This window comes from Hydrogenophilus islandicus (assembly GCF_054657095.1).
Map to the genome: position 1 here is coordinate 1 of NZ_BAAHXE010000065.1, position 1,338 is coordinate 1,338.

1 protein-coding gene is annotated in these 1,338 nt (G+C 62.0%); it reads right to left on the reverse strand.

Going from position 1 to position 1,338, the window contains the following annotated elements; translation table 11 throughout:
- Window positions 1-174: 174 nt before the first annotated feature.
- Window positions 175-1,338, reverse strand: a 1,164-nt coding sequence (locus ACYQ6T_RS10660; protein ID WP_459830681.1) for a methyl-accepting chemotaxis protein, incomplete at its 5' end; no start/stop codon positions are given.

Here is a 1,338-nt window from a genome sequence, read left to right on the forward strand (position 1 = left end):
TGCATCCTCGCGACAGAAGCGGAACTGTATCAAACTACCCGCCACTCCGTCAACCCCCCCCCCCCCAGCACCGCAACGCTTCAGCTACGCTTGCTACTCCACCGCTCAAGCACCACAGCGCAAGGGAAGGCGTGATTATACGGGTCTGGCCTTCCCTGTCAACAGGGCTCCGAACTAGACTTTGAAGCGTTTGGCTTGCGCCATCAGATCTTGCGCGGCGTCGGCGAGGACGACCGTTTCTTGTTCCGCCTCGGCAACTGCGTGGGCGTTGGCTTTCGCATGCTCGGTCACCGTTTGGAGCCGCTCGACCACCGTTTGCGCCTCTTGGGCTTTCTGACCGAGTTCGCGGTCGATGACCGCCATCGACGCTCCCTGTTCCACCGCCAACGTCTTGATCGACTCGATCGCTGTCTGCGCCGTCTGCGCGCGTTCGGCGCTGGCGCGCACCTCACTCACCCCTTGTTCCATCACCGTCACCGCGTTTTTCGTCGCGCTTTGGATCCGGCCGATCATCGCGCCGATCTCTTCGGTGGCCGCGCCTGAGCGTTCAGCGAGTTTGCGTACCTCATCCGCCACTACGGCAAACCCACGCCCTTGCTCTCCTGCGCGTGCCGCCTCAATCGCCGCGTTCAACGCGAGCAGATTGGTCTGATCGGCGATCCCGCGGATCGTTGCCACCACCGCGCTGATTTGCTGCGAATAATCGTCAAGAGCGTGGATTCGTTCTGCGGTCGCTTCGACGAGCTCCGCGATCCGTTGCATCTCACTGATGGTTGCGGCAACCGATTGCGCCCCCGCTTCAGCGGTGTCAGCGTTCTCCTGTGCCCGGTCTGCGGCGCGACGCATCTCGTCGGCGACACGCTTGAACGCGTCGACAAATTGTGCGACCTGCTCGGCAATCTTCTGCGTAACTGCGGCGTCGTCGCTCACCCGTTGCCGGACAGCCCCCATCCCTTCACGGATCGTCACAGAGCGCCGTTCAACCTCCACCGCTTGGTTCTGGAGGGCGCGAATCAACTCCGCCAACCGCTCCTGCATGCGGGCAAAGGCGGAGGAGAGGCGGCCAATTTCGTCACTATTGGAACGACTCCCCGCAGTGATCCGTTCGGTGAGGTCCCCTTCAGCAATCCGTTGCGCAGCCTGAACGACACCCTGAAGCGGTTGCAGCGCCCGGCGGACGAGCCAAAGCACAAAGCCAACGAGGAGAACCGAAGCCACCGCAACTTCAGCAAAGCCGATTGCTACGGAATGGACAAGATCGCCGCGGAGCTCCTCTTCAAAAGTCCCCACCGCCACCGTCCAGTTCCATTCCGGGAAGGTCTGATACGCGACCACTTT